A 15,256-nucleotide genomic window follows, 5' to 3' on the forward strand; every position below is an offset into this window, starting at 1 on the left:
CCAGGATACAGCTCTCGCTTACGGGGGGCTGTCAGCCGTCAGAGCTGGTCTTCTTCTGCAGCGTGTAGAACTCGCGCTTCTGACGATACATTTCAGCATCGGCGCGGCGCACGGCGGATTGGATCGGCTCGCCTTTATCGCAGATCGCGATGCCTGCTGAAATGCTGATCGACGCATCCGCATAGAACTGGTTGTTGATCCTGAGGACCTTGTCGATCTCCTCGAGCGCCACCTCGGCGGCCCCGTAGTCTACGCCGGGAAGGAGCACCGCGAACCCGTCGTCGCCCTGAAGGTAATCGACATCATATCGGCGGCCTACCGCTCCGTGGCCGACAACACGGCTGTGGAACTGAACCTTTAGGAGCAGCCTTCGCGGTGAGGTCATTCGACAACCGACGCTCTCGACATTGCACTGCGGGCGGTCAATGCGATTGACGGGTAAGCGAAAAAACAGGGCGTGACGGCGCGTCATATGTATGCGCTTTGCGATTACGCAGAGCTTTTCGTCCGCTGCCGCCAAGGTATCCGCCACAGTCCCGCGGAATTCGTGGGAAGAGACGACATCGCCACGGCGCTCGCAGTCCTCGTCGAATTTCTGAAACATTATCCGGAAGGCTAAGTCATGACGGCGCGGCGATGCTTTCGCGACAGATCAGGCGACTTGGAATGACGACCCGCTGGCCGCTGGCGCGCTCGTTCCGTTCGATCAGGTCCACAAGCAGTTCAGCCGCCGCCCGGCCCATCGCCTCGACGGGCTGTTCGATGGCCGAAAGCGGCGGGAAACAGAAGGCGCAAGCCGGCGAACCGTCGAAGGAGATGATCGAGATATCCTCGGGAATGCGCCAGCCCTGCTGCCGGACGGCACTCATGAAAGAAACAGCCATGTCGTCGCTGGTGGCCAGAACGGCGGTCGGCTTTTCCGCAAGAGTAGCGAAATGGTCTGCCGCTTCCGTTCCGATCCGGAAGCCTTCCTGATAGCTGAGCGCACCGCCGGAAAGGACAATGTTTTCCTTCGGCAGGCTCGCTGTTTCCATGGCATCGACAACCCCGCCATAACGCTCCCGGTCGTGATAATTTCCCTGTTCAGCGGTGATGTACAGAAAGCGCTGGTGGCCCAACCCGATCAGCTTTTCCGTCGCTTCACGCATGGCGGCGCGGTCGTTTGTGACGACGCTCGGAAAGGAAAGCCCGCTCAGATCCCGCAGGATCGAGACGACCGGCAGGGCGGTGTCGGCGAAGGAGCGGCTGCCATCGTCCGGCAGGTCGGAGGAAAAGATCAGCGCGCCGCGCACGGCGCTGCCGAAAGCGAGGTTGAGAATATGCCGCTCCGAGGTCTCGTCACGGTCGAGGTTGGCGATCATCAGGTGATAGCCGTTGCGCGCCAGCGTGGTGTTGATGCTGTGCAGGATCTGCGGAATGACCTGCGACATGCCGTAAAACAGCGAGCCCGGCAGGATGATCATGATCAGGTTGGACTTGCCGGCCCTCAAGGAACTGGCAATGGCATTGGGCGTATAGCCGAGTTGGCGCGCCGAGCGCATGATCTTCTCACGGGTCTTGGCGTTGACGCGGTCGGGAGTGGCCAGCGCCCGGCTGACGGTGGAAATCGCCACGCCCGCCAGTCTGGCGACATCGGCCATCAGCGGGCCATTGCCCTCCTCACCGGATATTGCTTTGTTTTTCTTCACATATCCCTCCCTGAGACAGCGTCTTTTGAACGGTCAAACTATAAGACCCTCCGAAATTTAGCAATCGTTTGCCAAAAACCGGTTGCCTCGAAAATGAACTTGATTATTATCTAGTCAATGGCAAACGATTGCCATTTGTAACATTATGGATTTATTCGCGTTTTCGGAAAGGCTTTTAGCCTTTCCGCGATGGTGCGCGCTTTGGCGAAAGGATGATCGATGGCATCGCAGGACAGGCTTCGCTTCGGGGTCGATCTCGTGACTTTCTTCCATCCCGGCTTCTGGGGCGTTGGAAGCGAAGATGACGTCATTGCCTATGCTCAGGCCGAACCGGAGCCGTTCTGGCGCAAGCTTCTCGACAGCGTGCAGCAGGCCGGTGTGACCGGCGTGGAACTCACCTTCTCGCCCTTCGGCTGGGAACATGCCTGTGCGACCTTCGGCTCCGTCGACGCCTTTGCCGGCGAGCTTTCCGCGCGCGGTCTTCAGCTTGCCAGCGGCTTCTTCGCCGGGCTGGAAGCAGACGGCGATCCGAACGATCCGGCGGTTCAGCCGGCGATCATCGAGAAGGTCTCCGCCTATGCCGATTTCATTGCGGCCTGCGGCGGTGATATCATGGTGGTCGGCACGCCGCTCAGGCATTCGCCGGATATCTTCCCGGCCCGGTTCTTCGACAGGGCGGCGGCGGAAAAACTCGCCGATCTTCTCAACCGGCTCGGCGCGATAACCGCTGAAAAGGGCGTCCGGCTGGCGCTGCACACGGAGGCGCATTCGCTTTTCGCCAACGGACGGGATGTCGATCTTCTGATGCTTATGACCGATCCGGCCTATGTTCATATGTGCCCGGATACCGCGCATCTTATCCTCGCCGGGGCCGATCCGCTGCAGGTCATCGACCGTCACCACGAACGCATGATCATCGCGCACTGGAAGGACGCGCTCGGCGCAATGCCCGCCGACACGCCGATCGGCGCAGATATTCACCAGCGCCACCGCCCCTATTTCTGCGGCTTCGGCTCCGGCCGGGTCGACTGGCCCGCTTTCATGCGGCTTCTGCGCAACCGCAATTATGAAGGCTGGGCCATTCTGGAACTCGATGCCGCGGCCGATCCGGTTACCGATATCGCCAACGGACTGAAACTGGCGCGGCAGGCGCTTCTTCCGATCTTTCGCTGAACAGGTTTCGGCAAAACCCCGCGGACAAAGCTCCTCGAGAGAGCCCGCTAAAAACTGAGGTGGAACATGAAAAACCAGATCAGACTGCTCATGTGTTCGACGCTTTTGATGGCGTCATCGGCCGTTGCCCAGGATGCCGGACTGAAGGCGGAAGTCTTCACCTCCTGGACATCCGGCGGCGAGGAAAAGGCCGTTTCGGCCATCCGCGAGGAATTCGAGAGCGAAGGCGGCGAGTGGGAGAATTTCTCCATCGCCGGTTTTGAAAACGCCAATGCGGCGCTGCAGAACCGGATGATCGCCGGTGATCCGCCGACAGTCGTTCAGCGCGTCGTCGGCGCCGATACCGCCGATTATGCCGAACAGGGTTTGCTTAACCCGATCACCGATGTCGCGACCGCCGGTGACTGGGCAGCCGTGATGCCGAAAGCGCTCCTAGACTACGCCACCTATGACGGCGACATCTATCTGGTGCCGACCGGTATCCACGGCGAAAACTGGATGTTCTATTCCATGCCGGCGTTCGAAAAGGCAGGCATCACCGAACCGCCGAAAGACTGGGACGCCTTCTTTGCCGACATGGACGCGCTCAAGGCCGCCGGCGTCACGCCGATCGCCTGGGGCGGTCAGGCCTGGCAGGAGGTCAAGGTGTTCAACGCGATCCTCGCCTCAGAGGTCGGCATTGAGGGTTTCAGCAAGATCTATGCGGATGAGGACGAAGCCATTCTCAATTCCGACGGTGTTTTGAAAACCTTCGAAATTTTCGGCCGCATGCGCGACTATGTCGATGCGGGTGCGCCGGGCCGCAACTGGAACGACGCCACAGCCATGGTCATCAATGGTGATGCCGGTCTCCAGTTCATGGGCGACTGGGCCAAGGGCGAGTTCGCGCTTGCCGGGCAGAACGCCGGGACCGATTTCGGCTGCGCGCTCGCGCCCGCTTCCGACGGCCTCGTCTATATCTCCGACGCCTTCGCCTTCCCCAAGACCGGCGACGAAGAACAGGACAAGGCGCAGAAGCTGATGGCCAAGGTCGTGATGATGCCCGAAGTCCAGCAGAAATTCTCGCTCGCCAAGGGCTCGATCCCCGTCCGCTCGGATGTGGATATGAGCGATTTCGATGTCTGCGCGCAGACCGGCATGTCGCTGCTTGCAGAAAACAAGATCGTGCCCGAACACGGCATTCTCATCACGCCGCAGAAGGTCGGCGCGCTGACGGATATGGTCGATCAGTACTGGAGCAATCCTTCCGCCACGCCGGAAGACGGCGCTTCGGCCTTCATCGACGTCATTGCGGCCGACTGAGTTCCCCGAGGCGGGTCGCGGCATGGTCTGCGGCCCGTTCGGCTGTTTCGAGGCATTCTATGCGCAACAAGAAGAAACGTCCCTTCGCGGCCGCTGTCGCGCTGTTTCCCACCTGGGCGGCAGTACTGGTGCTTTACTGCGGCACCATGGCGTGGACGGTCTATTTGTCGTTTACCAATTCCACGCTCTTCCCTTCCACGCAAATGGTCGGCTGGAAACAGTATGAGACACTGTTTTCGACCGCGCGCTGGATTGTGTCACTGCAGAATCTGGTGATCTTCGGCGTGCTCTTTGTCGGCGGCTGCCTCGCCATCGGCTTCGTTCTTGCCGCAGCGCTCGACCGCAAGGTGCGCTATGAAAGCGTCTTCCGCACAATCTTTCTTTATCCCTATGCCATGTCCTTCATCGTCACCGGCCTGATCTGGCAATGGCTGATGAACCCGACGCTGGGCGTTCAGAAAACCGTGCGCGCCATGGGCTGGGAGAGCTTCCGCTTCGACTGGATCGTCGACCGGGACATGGCGATCTATGCCGTCGTCGTCGCTGGCATCTGGCAGGCTTCCGGCCTCGTCATGGTGCTGATGCTGGCAGGCATGCGCACCATCGACGACGGGCAGTGGCGGGCCGCCCGCGTCGACGGCATCCCGGTCTGGCGCACCTATGTCTCGATCGTTCTGCCGCAGCTCGGCCCCTCGGTGGCCAGTGCCGCAACGCTGCTTTCGATGGGCGTGGTCAAGACCTATGACCTCGTGGTCGCCCTGACCAACGGCGGCCCCGGCGGCGCATCGGAAGTTCCGGCGAAATTCATCATGGACAACCTGTTCCAGCGCCACAATCTCGGCCTTGCCGCCGCGGGCTCCACGGTTCTGCTGATCACCGTCGTTCTGGTCGCCGTCCCGCTGTCCTATGCGCGCCATATGCAGGCAAAGAAAATGGCAGGAATGCTATGAAACCCGTTCCCAGAGGCCCCAATCCCCGGTCGCTGACGCCGGGTCGCATCGGCCTTTATATCTTCCTCGTCAGTGCCGTGGTGTTTTTCACCCTGCCGCTGTGGATCATGCTGACGACGTCGCTGAAGACGATGGACGAAATCCGCAGCGGCGGCATTTTCGCGCTACCCACGCATCTCGATTTCAGCGCCTGGAAAACCGCATGGTCGAGCGCCTGCATGGGGTCGGAATGCACCGGCGTGCGGTTCGGCTTCTGGAACTCGGTCAAGATCACCGTGCCCAGCGTTGTCATTTCCGTCCTGTTCGGTGCGGTCAACGGCTATGCGCTTTCCTTCTGGAACATGCGTTTTTCGAAGCTCATGTTCGCGCTTTTGATGCTGGGCGCTTTCGTGCCGTATCAGGTCTTTCTCTATCCGCTGGTGCGCGCCATGGCGGAATTGAGCCTCTATAACACGCTGCCCGGCATCATCGCCGTCCACGTTCTCTTCGGCCTGCCGCTGGTCACGCTGCTGTTCCGCAACTATTTCGCCTCGGTGCCTTCCGAACTGTTCCGCGCCGCCCGCGTCGACGGCGCCGGTTTCTGGCGCATTTTCGGCGAGATCATGCTGCCCATGGCCGTGCCCATGCTGGTCGTCGCCTCGATCTTCCAGTTCACCGGCATCTGGAACGACTTCCTGCTCGGCCTCGTCTTTGCCGGGCGCGACAACCTGCCGATGACCATCCAGCTCAACAATATCGTCAACACCACCACCGGACAGCGCTTCTACAATGTGAACATGGCCGCCACCATTCTGACGGCACTGGTGCCGCTGGCCATCTATTTCCTCTCCGGGCGGTGGTTCGTGCGCGGCATCGCCGACGGCGCGGTGAAAGGATAATCCATCATGCAAAGCGCTGTTTCCGTTTCCGACCTCAAGGTCACCTATGGCGACCACACCGTCATGGACAAGCTCGACCTCGATGTCGCGCCGGGCGAGTTTCTGGTTCTCCTCGGCCCCTCGGGCTGCGGCAAGTCCACGCTTTTGAACGCGATTGCCGGGCTCAATGACATCGCCGACGGCGAGATTTCCATTTCCGGGCGCAATGTCACCTGGAGCGAGCCGAAGGACCGGGGCATCGGCATGGTGTTCCAGTCCTACGCGCTTTATCCGCGCATGTCTGTCAGGCGCAATCTCTCCTTCAGCCTGCGCGTGGCCGGTCTGCCGAAGGCGGAGGTCGAGGCGCGCGTTGAAAAGGCGGCGGCCCTTCTGCATCTGGAACCGCTGCTTGACCGCCGCCCCGCCGCCCTTTCCGGCGGCCAGCGCCAGCGGGTTGCCATTGGCCGGGCGCTGGTGCGCGATGTCGACGTCTTTCTCTTCGACGAGCCGCTGTCCAATCTCGACGCCAAGCTGCGCAACGAATTGCGCGTGGAAATCAAGAAGCTGCACCAGCAGCTCGGCAACACGATGATCTATGTGACGCATGATCAGGTGGAAGCGCTGACGCTGGCCGACCGGATCGCGATCATGAAGGACGGCGTCATCCAGCAGATGGCGACGCCGACGGAGATCTACCATCACCCCGTCAACCTGTTTGTCGCCGGCTTCATCGGCGCGCCGGCCATGAACTTTCTCGAAGGTCGGCTGGAAGTGCATGAAGGCGCACCGGTTTTCAAGGGTGACGGCCACCGTCTCGACCTTTCCGCCTACCCGTTTCTTCAGCCGCCGAAAAGCGGCTATGTCACGCTCGGCCTGCGGCCCGAACATCTCACCGCCACGCCCGACGCAACATCCGGCGGGCAGTCGATTGCCGCGACCGTCTCCGTGGTCGAACCGATGGGCGCCGATACGGTGGTCTGGTTCGAAGGCGGGGAGCCGGGCCTTTCCATGCGCATCATGGGCGAGACCGACCTTTCGCCCGGAACCGCGCTTTCCCTTTATACGGACCTTTCAAAGGCATCGCTTTTCGATGCCGACGGCGCGCGGCTTTGAGGCGCCGATATCATTCAGGACAGACACATGACAGAAGAACATTATGATGCGCTGGTCATCGGCTCGGGCGCGTCCGGCTCGTTCGCCGCCAAGGAACTGACCGAACAGGGGCTTTCCGTACTGCTCCTGGAGGCGGGCCGGGAAACGAAGCCCGAGGACTTCGACCCGTCCCGCAAGCGCAAGGGCCATCGGGACATCAACATCTGGGAGCGCGCCCGCGCGACGCTGAAGGGGCAGCCGGTTCAGGCCCGCGCCGCCTTTTTCAGCGAACAGTTCGGCCATTTTTTCGTCAATGACCGCCAGAACCCCTATACGACGCCGAAGGATGCGCCGTTTTTGTGGATTCGCGGCCAGCAGGGCGGCGGACGGCTGCACAGTTTCGGCCGTGTGCTGCTGCGTTGGAACGATGACGATTTCAATATCCGCTCGCGCACCGGCAAGGGCGCTGACTGGCCGTTCACCTATGCCGATCTCGCCCCCTATTATGACGAGGTCGAAACCCTTCTGGGCCTTTACGGCAATACCGACAATGTCGAAAGCCTGCCTGACGGTGTCTATGCCGCGCCGGCCAAACTGACACCGGCCGAGGAACAGTTTCGCGAGATCACGGAAAAGCGCTGGCCGGAACGGCGCGTCGTTTCCTGGCGCTATATCGCGCCCGATCCCGAGCGCACGCCGAAGCCCCTGCGCGATGCGCTGGCGACCGGCAATCTGACGGTGCGCTACAACACGTCCGCAAGCCGCATCCTGACGGAGACCGGCGGACGCAAGGCGACGGGGGCGGAAGTCATCGACCGCACCACCGGCAAGCGCGAAACGGTCCGCGCCGGTCTCGTCGTCGTCTGCGCTTCACCGGTGGAAAGCGTGCGGCTGCTTTTGAACTCCGCATCCTCCGAGCATCCGCAGGGGCTTGCCAATTCCTCCGGCCTGCTCGGGCGCTATTTCATGGACCAGCTTCCCTGCCTTGCCGCTGGATCGTTTCCCGCTGCCAAGGGTTGGATGGTCGATGACGCCGCGCCCACCGACCCGTTCTACAATCCCTCGGGCGGCATCTTCATTCCGCGTTTCGGGCAGGACGGCGTCGGCGATCCTAACGGCGATTTCAGTTACCAGGGCAGTATCGGCCGGATGGTCGCGGACGAAAACGCCCCGGCGCGGCTTTCCTTCTTCGGCTTCGGCCGCATGGCCGCCCATGCCGACAACCGCATCACGCTGGACCCGCAGCGCAAGGATGCCTGGGGACAGCCCGTGCCGCATATCCGCTGCGTGCCGCAGGCAGAAGACCACGACCTGCTGTCGCGCCAGATCGAAACAATGGCGGAACTGGTGGGAAACGCCGGCGGCGAACTGGAATTCTACGGCTCCCCGCACGGGCTGAAGGAAATGGGCCGCGGCGCCTTTCCCGAGGCCGACGCTTTCAGCCGTTTCATGTTCCGCCGGTGGTTCCGCAAGACCATGTGCATGGGCGCCGCCATCCACGAAAGCGGCGGCGCGCGCATGGGCGCATCCCCCGAAGAGGCCGTCCTCGACCCCTTCAACCGGAGCTTCGACATCCCCAACCTCGCCGTCACCGACGCCAGCGCCTTCCCCAGCAGCGGCACGTCTGGCACGACACTGACCATCATGGCACTGACCGTCCGGGCCTGTAGGAACTTGGCCGCCGACTACAAGGCGGGGCGGCTTTGATTCAAAATCGGATGTCCCGTGTGTCAGAGACGATGTGGACTTGCCCGGAAAAAGTGGAGAGCGAACTTCTAAAATTTGCTAGGAGTTTGATGCATGAAAGACGAGAAGAAGACATTAGGCGGCCGCGGCCGCCATGCTGGTGTTACGCCGGAGTTCCGGGCCGAGGCGGTTCGCCTTGTTGAAACGAGCGGCCGTTCTATCGCGGCGATTGCCGAAGATTTGGGTATTGGCAAGTCGACGCTGACACGCTGGCTGACACAGCATCGGGAGGCCGATCTTTTGTCGGGGCCGCATTCGGACGTCAGCAAGGAACTGGCGCGTCTTCGCAAAGAGAACGAGATTTTGCGCCAGGAGCGCGATCTTTTAAAAAAGCTGCCGCCTTCTTCGCACGGGAGACCACGAAATGATGTTTCGGGTCGTCGATGCGGAGAAGGCTAAGGTTTCTGTCCGCCGCAGTTGCACGCTGTTCGGCGTCAGCGTGAGCGGCTTTTATGCCTGGAAAGGGCGTGCGCCCAGCCAACGTCAGCAGGATGACATGGTGCTGCTGGCGCATATCCGTTCGCAGTTCGCCACGTCGCATGAAACCTATGGCAGCCCGCGTATGACGGTCGAATTGCAGGAAGACGGCATCGAGGTCGGGCGCCATCGCGTTGCCCGCCTGATGCGCGACAACGGCCTCAAAGCACTGCAGAAAAGGCGTTACAAAAAGACGACTGACAGCCATCATGGCGGACCGGTGGCACCCAATATTCTGGATCAGGACTTTGAAGCGTCAGCGCCTGACCAGAAATGGGGTGTCGATATCAGCTATATATGGACCGCCGAAGGCTGGCTTTACCTGGCGATCGTGCTCGATCTTTATTCCCGCCGGATTATCGGCTGGTCGGTCAGCGACCGGTTGAAGAAGGATCTTGCCCTCAATGCCCTGCAACGCGCCATCGCCATCCGCAGACCGCCACGTGGCGTCATTCACCACTCCGACCGCGGAAGTCAATATTGTTCCGAGGCCTATCAACGGTGTTTAAGACCATCAAATCCGAGCTGATATGGCGGACAGCCTACAGATCCCGCCAACAGGCTGAAGCCGAGATATCCCAATATGTCGACGGCTTCTACAACACACGCCGACGGCACTCCGCCTTAGGCTATATGAGCCCAATCCAGTTCGAGAGCATCGCTCTCCAACTGGCCGCGTAAGACCCCGTTCGCTCTCCACTTTTTCCGGGCAAGTCCAACATCATCGAGAATGAGTCAGACCCCCGTTACGAAGCCGATTGACATTTAGAATTGTCTCACTCAGCTCAATGCTCGCGGCCCTGGCCGCGATCGCCCTTATCTTCGTTCTCCCGCACCCGCTGCCCTATCGTTTGTTGGTACTCGCCGGAGCAATTTATGTGATAGCGCGCCATCGCGCCAACATTCAGCGGCTATGGTCTGGGACAGAGCCGCGCTTGGGTACAAACAAGCGGCTGGCCGCGGGATTGCCACACAATCCCTCATGCTCTCCTGTAGGATCGAGAAAATCCCACCTTCGCACATCAAAGCCAGCGGTGGGCTCTACATCATCAAGCCCGGCATTCTGGAGAACAATCTGGGTCATAGGAAATTATTTTCTACTTTGGATTGAATGAGGTGTTTTCAGGCTGTTCAAATCGCACCTTCAAGCGGAGTTGAAGATTTGGTGATTGGTTGCAGAGCCGCTTTTAGCGCATCATTGAAGACGGCGTTGGAAAATAGCATCTGGAAATCCCATTCGTTGATGGTCATGTCGAAGCTCTTCAATACGCCTCGGCAATAGCGAATACGCTGGGTATCCCAAGAGCGCATCTCTAGAAGAACTTTGCTGACTTGAAGCAGCGCATTTGCGCGAAAACTGAGTGACGTTGCCGGACAAAAGGTTGAAAAATCTTTTTTTACAAGCGTTTGGAAGAAACCGTCAAGCGCCAAAAGTCTTTCTCTGGGGCCGTTGTGAGCCGCTGGTAGATCGAATGACTCAATGTGTTTGGAAAAGGGCGGTGCCTCAGTTGCCAATTGGCTCGTGATCATTAGTAGGACGCGCAAGGTAGCCGCCGGGAAATCCGCATCCGTGGTTTGCGTTGGCACGCAGCGCGCAGCCTGAAACATAGTTGAGCGGGAGGTGTCGTCTGTCCGCCTCCTGTCGCAAAGTGTGTGTAACGGCCCCCGGATGAAATCCTCTTTAAAGAAGACTCTCAACTCCCTTAGCGTCGAAATTGGATCGTCAGACATGTGAACAAGGTTCATCGCCTTCGAGGCACCATTGAAGTCGAATCTAATCTGGCCTGATTGTGACATCAGCGGAGTCGAATCCCCTTTCAGGCTACGTGTGACTTCGTAAACTTGCCGTTCGGCAATACCCGGCGTGGTGGTGATGAGGCAAGCGATACTGGGATGATCGACAAACTGGTTGCGTAGATGCCATACGGCACCCACCATCGGCTTCTTGTGGTCTAAATCTATATTGTAGCGATAGAGTTCTTCATAGTGGTGCTCGGACAGTGAGAACAGCGGCCAGGCCCCTAAAACCTCGACGCCATGCTCCACAAGGAACTCTGTGATGCCCAGTGCTTTGCCGGAGCAAACCGCGTCCGGCTTGAGAATGAGAAGTTGAACATTTTCAAATGCCTTTAGGACTTCAAGTCCGAAACTCTCTATAATGTTGGTTAGTACTTCATCGCGGCGTCTGAACTTCAGAAGGTCACTGTTTGCGCGATATTTCTCGATAAAATGATCCAACATTTTACACCTATAGGCAGAATGTCCGAGTTAGTCGAAGAAAATGGTCCGGTTATTGATAGGCGTTTATATTGGGCAGAAGCATCTTCAGTCATTGCGATAGACTATTGCCCGTTCCCCACCATCCGGTTAAGACGACGCTTCCGGTAGCGCTTCTATGCCTAGCATTTCGCACGATCGATGATACTTTGACTTTGGAGATCCAATAAAGCCGCAGTCCCGTAGTGTCTGATCGGTGATTTGCAGCGCAAGATCATAATCGGTAGACATCGCATGGACTTCGACTTCGATTTCGAAAAAGATACCTTTTTGACCAGTAGCAAGATGTTCAAATTCCACGTGATCGAATACGATAGAGATCCGGTTTTCATCAGCGGTGGCGATCGAGTTGTCCGGTAGAAGAAAGCAGTACTTGCGCTCAGCGCGAGTGAAGACCTTTTCGCGGAGGTCTCCCTTCAGTTGCAGTGAAAAAGGGTCGGTCGTTGTGCCCCAGTTCTCCTGAATGCGCTTCCGTGCAGAAAATAGGTCGGGAGAGAGCCAAAGTGCAGGTGAGCTGATTTCATTGATGTTGTCTGCCCGGAGTTCGATTTCGCGATACTTGGATAGCGCGGGTTGCTCATCGAGCCGATACTTGATTCGTCCCAGAACTTCCCTTTCATTCACATTGATCAAGAATGAAATCCCGGAGCCAAGCAATTCGTATCGATCGAAGTCATAGTATACGTTGATCTGCTCGGTCATCGTGCCATCAATGACGGTCATCCCCTTCGAAACAAGCTGTTCAATAGTTGTTTCGATAATATCGTCGTTAACTCCCGGCGACGGCAGAACATACTTGGCTTCCAATTCCAGAATGCGTTGAGCCTCAATCATCTTCCAAATCCTGTCTATTTGTGGTCGATTTCAAAGAGGTCAGTCCATGTCGAGTCGCGGAGGATGCAGTCGCGCACATGCGCCAGACTAGAAGTGTTCGCAGCTTGCAGATCGATTCCCCACCGCGGAACTGGCCCCTCAGCGGAGCGATCACCAAGCTTTGGTATGTAAAAGGCAATGTTGCTTAATAATAGACTTCCATTATCTCGATTGCCGACTGTATCAGTCACCTGCAGCTTAAGGTAGTCGAACTTGCCATGCGAGGAGCGCCCCTCGTGATCATGCAGAATGATCCTGTCAAACAGATACTTTTGATCAGATTCGATTAAATTCAAAATCGTCTTCGATTTGATACCGTCGTGTTCTTCAATTTTCATCAACCGTGCTTGGGTTCCATCGAAGATAAACTCAAACTCCTCGAGAGAGCCGTTATCAGCTAGGCTAAAGCTACAGCCTGTCCAAATCTCAAAATGAGAGACGGTCTTGTATGTTCGGAAGGTCCTGTCGCCGATGGAAAAGAAACCGTTGAGCCCAAAAAACTTCTGCCAATATTGAAGGGTCTTCCCGCTCCCAGCGTTGTATCTCAGGCAGTACTCGACCGGGGAGCTTGCCCGAATTCGCGATTCCCTAAGCTGGAAATACTGAGTTATCGAGGCTTCCAATGCGCCCGAATTGCCATGTTTCATCATCGTTCGGTCCGTATTCTGACGTGCCCAAGTTGCAAGCTCCAGCACCCCTGTATTCGCCGAAAAGAAGGCGCAAGCTTCGTATCCACGAGACCAAAAGACATGTAATTCGAAAACGAGCCGCCCGGCAAACCGCAAAAGAATGTGCTTTGCTTAATCATGCCGACTCCCCGACTCCATATTCGAAATCGACCGGTGGTTCCGGAGAACATGCTTTTCGATGTCAGTGTAGCTGTCTTCCCAACTGGAAACCGTTAGGCTGTGCACGTCGGGATACGGCGCTGAATACGCGTCGGCGCACAATTCCGGGGACTTGGCGATTAAATCCAAGAGAGCCATGTTGACCAGTCTCAAAAGGAGCTGGGCGGTCGTGTCATCCTGGCTCCTCCGGCAATCCTCAATGCAGGCCCGAAGCTGGAGATAATCCAGCCTTTCAGCTGCCTCGGTCCCGCGCGCAAAGGCGGCGTCGAGGTCGCCGTTTTCCACAAGGCGGTAAATTAGAAATAGAACTAGATTTGTTGTCGCTTTCGTTTCAGGCCCGTAGAAAAGGGCACCCTTTGGCCGATGGCAAAAGTCCTCCGAAAGCGCGCAGGAAACAGCGCTTCTCAATATATACTTGTTCCAAAGAAGCGGGTCGTGCAGTTCTGGCGGCAATGTCGCCATGAGTTCTACAAGATTGTGATTGAGGAAGGGCAAACGGACTTCCATGCCCTGCGATGCCGAGAGCCGATCCTCCAGCCAAAGATTATAGACCTGAAGATCCCGCATCTTCGATCGCATGTAGTTGTGAAACGAGCCTCTTTCGAAGCCGCCTGTCTTGTTAACGTCCATCGGCTTGACAACTGGTCGGCCTAGAATCGTATTCCACCGCACATAAGGGGCGAGCTCCGAGTCAATGTCGGCAAAGGCCGAAATGGTATCGATAAAGCATTGCCATTCCGGTCGTTCCACGGGCCAAAGGCTAGAATAGCCTCCATTGAACTCATCACTTCCTTGCCCAGTAAGGACTACCTTTAAATTCGGACGTAGCATGCGCGCGCAACGGTAGAGGTGGAACTTGAATAAGTGCTCGGCTCCGCAATAGGGCGACTCGGCAATCCACAGAAGGCGGAGCCAATCCTGTGGCCGCACCTGTTCAAGATCGGAAAGTAGCACCTGATGATTTTTCAACCGGAGGCTTGCTGCAGCCCTGGCCGCCCACTCGGCGTCATGGTTGGCCAATGTACTTTGATTCAGGATCGTGAACGAATGCAGATCGCCCATTCCTGCCAAGGCGGCCACCGCCATGGAGTCAATACCGCCGCTCAAAGCGATGCCGATCTCGACATCACTCATAAGGCATCCGGTGACCGATGTTTGCAGGCGATTCCCATAGAGTGTGACCACCTCTTCTTTATTCTGGCATGAGAATTCCTCGATGGGCTCCTCCGGGCACGGAAGTTGCCAATACCTACGCACTTCCATCTGTCCGGTTGAAAAGTCGAAAGCAACGGTCGTCCCAGGTTCAACAGGTTCGATCCGTTCAAAGTAACTTGGCGCAGGTTGGGCCGCGAAAGTAAAACCGCCCGATAGCCATCGGTCTTCGAGACACTCGCTCCAGTTTAGCTGCCGTTCAATGTTGTGAAACATAAACAGCGCCTTGATTTCGGAGGCAAATACCAACGTATGGCGCTGCATGCTGTAAAATAACGGCTTGATGCCAAAGCGGTCCCGCGTGAGCAGTAATTTTCCGTGACGAAAGTCGACAATCGCTGCGGCAAACATTCCATCCAAGGGATTTGCATACGCAGGCCCCATCTCCTCGTACAAGTGCACGACCACTTCGCAATCCGACCGCGAGCGAAGCTTGTGCCGACCTTGAAGTCGGCGGCGCAAGGCATCCGAATTGTAGATTTCGCCGTTGACCGCGCATAAAATGGTATCGTCCTCATTCAGAAACGGCTGCATGCCTTGGTCAGACGTATCTACGATGGACAAACGTCGGAAACCCAAGCCGACGTTGTCATCAAGTATGATCCGCTCTGCGTCCGGCCCTCTATGCGCCAAGAGTCGCGTCGCCTTTTTGAGGTCCGAAATCTGCCTCGCGGAGAGAGGCCGTTTATCGAGATTGGCTATTCCTACAATTCCACACATGATGATCGTTCCAATCTCGGTTCAACTTTACCATGGCGCTC

Annotated in this window: 12 protein-coding genes and 2 pseudogenes; 8 read left to right on the top strand and 6 right to left on the bottom strand. The window is 57.7% G+C overall.

What is annotated here, in order from left to right:
* Positions 1-31: 31 nt before the first annotated feature.
* Together ABID12_RS13195 and ABID12_RS13200 are read right to left on the bottom strand one after the other, a co-directional pair.
* Positions 32-604 (bottom strand): diguanylate cyclase domain-containing protein, encoded by a 573-nt coding sequence (locus ABID12_RS13195; RefSeq protein WP_354434591.1) that lies wholly within the window; start codon positions 602-604, stop codon positions 32-34.
* 16 nt (positions 605-620) lie between these two features.
* On the bottom strand, positions 621-1,688 hold the full coding sequence (locus tag ABID12_RS13200; RefSeq protein ID WP_354434592.1) for a LacI family DNA-binding transcriptional regulator: 1,068 nt from the start codon (positions 1,686-1,688) through the stop codon (positions 621-623).
* Positions 1,689-1,907: 219 nt separating this feature from the next.
* On the opposite strand from ABID12_RS13200, the gene ABID12_RS13205 reads away from it, so the two are divergent.
* From ABID12_RS13205 to ABID12_RS13240, 8 genes and pseudogenes are all read left to right on the top strand, one after another.
* Positions 1,908-2,861 (top strand): sugar phosphate isomerase/epimerase family protein, encoded by a 954-nt coding sequence (locus ABID12_RS13205; RefSeq protein WP_354434593.1) that lies wholly within the window; start codon positions 1,908-1,910, stop codon positions 2,859-2,861.
* A gap of 66 nt (positions 2,862-2,927) precedes the next feature.
* On the top strand, positions 2,928-4,163 hold the full coding sequence (locus ABID12_RS13210) for an ABC transporter substrate-binding protein (RefSeq protein ID WP_354434594.1): 1,236 nt from the start codon (positions 2,928-2,930) through the stop codon (positions 4,161-4,163).
* A 59-nt stretch (positions 4,164-4,222) separates the two neighbouring features.
* Positions 4,223-5,113, top strand: coding sequence for a carbohydrate ABC transporter permease (locus ABID12_RS13215; protein WP_354434595.1), 891 nt, complete (start codon positions 4,223-4,225; stop codon positions 5,111-5,113).
* A complete protein-coding gene (locus ABID12_RS13220) occupies positions 5,110-5,991 on the top strand; it encodes a carbohydrate ABC transporter permease (RefSeq protein ID WP_354434596.1) in 882 nt (293 codons plus the stop codon). Before ABID12_RS13215 ends, ABID12_RS13220 begins: the two co-directional genes overlap by 4 nt.
* Before the next feature lie 6 nt (positions 5,992-5,997).
* A complete protein-coding gene (locus tag ABID12_RS13225) occupies positions 5,998-7,083 on the top strand; it encodes an ABC transporter ATP-binding protein (protein ID WP_354434597.1) in 1,086 nt (361 codons plus the stop codon).
* A gap of 27 nt (positions 7,084-7,110) precedes the next feature.
* The gene (locus tag ABID12_RS13230) at positions 7,111-8,769 is read left to right on the top strand and encodes a GMC oxidoreductase (RefSeq protein WP_354434598.1); all 1,659 of its coding nucleotides are present in this window, start codon (positions 7,111-7,113) and stop codon (positions 8,767-8,769) included.
* A 93-nt stretch (positions 8,770-8,862) separates the two neighbouring features.
* Positions 8,863-9,966 (top strand): annotated as a pseudogene (locus ABID12_RS13235) (IS3 family transposase).
* A gap of 86 nt (positions 9,967-10,052) precedes the next feature.
* Positions 10,053-10,226 (top strand): annotated as a pseudogene (locus ABID12_RS13240) (glycerol-3-phosphate acyltransferase); the annotation flags it as partial.
* 190 nt (positions 10,227-10,416) lie between these two features.
* On the opposite strand, the gene ABID12_RS13245 reads toward ABID12_RS13240, so the two are convergent.
* The 4 genes from ABID12_RS13245 to asnB all read right to left on the bottom strand — a co-directional run bounded on the left by ABID12_RS13245 (position 10,417) and on the right by asnB (position 15,215).
* Positions 10,417-11,523 (bottom strand): nucleoside-diphosphate kinase, encoded by a 1,107-nt coding sequence (locus ABID12_RS13245; RefSeq protein ID WP_354434599.1) that lies wholly within the window; start codon positions 11,521-11,523, stop codon positions 10,417-10,419.
* 129 nt (positions 11,524-11,652) lie between these two features.
* Entirely contained in the window at positions 11,653-12,396 is a 744-nt protein-coding gene (locus tag ABID12_RS13250) for a hypothetical protein (protein WP_354434600.1), read from the bottom strand.
* A gap of 14 nt (positions 12,397-12,410) precedes the next feature.
* Positions 12,411-13,082 (bottom strand): hypothetical protein, encoded by a 672-nt coding sequence (locus ABID12_RS13255; protein WP_354434601.1) that lies wholly within the window; start codon positions 13,080-13,082, stop codon positions 12,411-12,413.
* A gap of 153 nt (positions 13,083-13,235) precedes the next feature.
* Positions 13,236-15,215: an asparagine synthase (glutamine-hydrolyzing) gene (asnB, locus tag ABID12_RS13260; protein WP_354434602.1), complete on the bottom strand. Its 1,980-nt coding sequence runs from the start codon at positions 15,213-15,215 to the stop codon at positions 13,236-13,238.
* Positions 15,216-15,256 lie beyond the last annotated feature (41 nt).

Source organism: Martelella mangrovi (assembly GCF_040545495.1).
GTDB classification, from domain to species: domain Bacteria; phylum Pseudomonadota; class Alphaproteobacteria; order Rhizobiales; family Rhizobiaceae; genus Martelella; species Martelella mangrovi.

Coding starts and splice junctions, on each gene's coding strand:
- ABID12_RS13195 (WP_354434591.1), bottom strand. CDS start 604: ATGTTTCAGAAATTCGACGAGGACTGCGAGCGCCGTGGCGATGTCGTC.
- ABID12_RS13205 (WP_354434593.1), top strand. CDS start 1,908: ATGGCATCGCAGGACAGGCTTCGCTTCGGGGTCGATCTCGTGACTTTC.
- ABID12_RS13210 (WP_354434594.1), top strand. CDS start 2,928: ATGAAAAACCAGATCAGACTGCTCATGTGTTCGACGCTTTTGATGGCG.
- ABID12_RS13215 (WP_354434595.1), top strand. CDS start 4,223: ATGCGCAACAAGAAGAAACGTCCCTTCGCGGCCGCTGTCGCGCTGTTT.
- ABID12_RS13220 (WP_354434596.1), top strand. CDS start 5,110: ATGAAACCCGTTCCCAGAGGCCCCAATCCCCGGTCGCTGACGCCGGGT.
- ABID12_RS13225 (WP_354434597.1), top strand. CDS start 5,998: ATGCAAAGCGCTGTTTCCGTTTCCGACCTCAAGGTCACCTATGGCGAC.
- ABID12_RS13230 (WP_354434598.1), top strand. CDS start 7,111: ATGACAGAAGAACATTATGATGCGCTGGTCATCGGCTCGGGCGCGTCC.
- ABID12_RS13250 (WP_354434600.1), bottom strand. CDS start 12,396: ATGATTGAGGCTCAACGCATTCTGGAATTGGAAGCCAAGTATGTTCTG.
- ABID12_RS13255 (WP_354434601.1), bottom strand. CDS start 13,082: ATGAAACATGGCAATTCGGGCGCATTGGAAGCCTCGATAACTCAGTAT.
- asnB (WP_354434602.1), bottom strand. CDS start 15,215: ATGTGTGGAATTGTAGGAATAGCCAATCTCGATAAACGGCCTCTCTCC.